Source organism: Pseudomonas sp. 21615526 (genome assembly GCF_013386245.1).
GTDB lineage: Bacteria > Pseudomonadota > Gammaproteobacteria > Pseudomonadales > Pseudomonadaceae > Aquipseudomonas.
Genome location: NZ_JACAOM010000238.1, coordinates 1 through 292, shown reverse-complemented (window position 1 = coordinate 292; position 292 = coordinate 1). Strand labels below are relative to the sequence as shown.

Sequence of the window (292 nt, the reverse complement as noted above, 5' to 3'; positions counted from 1 at the left end):
CCCGCTCCCACATGGGATCTCCATCGTTTTAGAGATCGTGAACCATGAACGCTATTTTTGACTTCACCAAGCAGCGCATCCTCGTCACCGGCGCCAGCAGCGGCATCGGCCGGGAAATTGCCCTCCAACTTATCGCCAGCGGCGCCCAGGTGTTTGCCCTGGGCCGCGACGCTCAGGCCCTGGCCCAACTCGGTTGCGAAACCCTCTGCCTGGACATCGCCAACAGCGCCGCCCTGGACCTGGCCCTGCAAGGCCTGCCGCCGATGCATGGACTGGTCAACTGCGCCGGCAT

Annotated in this window: 1 protein-coding gene; it reads left to right on the top strand. The window is 63.7% G+C overall.

Translation table 11 applies throughout. From position 1 onward, the window contains the following. Positions 1–44 precede the first annotated feature (44 nt). Positions 45–292, top strand: a 248-nt coding sequence (locus tag HX786_RS31455; protein ID WP_178913081.1) for an SDR family NAD(P)-dependent oxidoreductase, incomplete at its 3' end; no start/stop codon positions are given.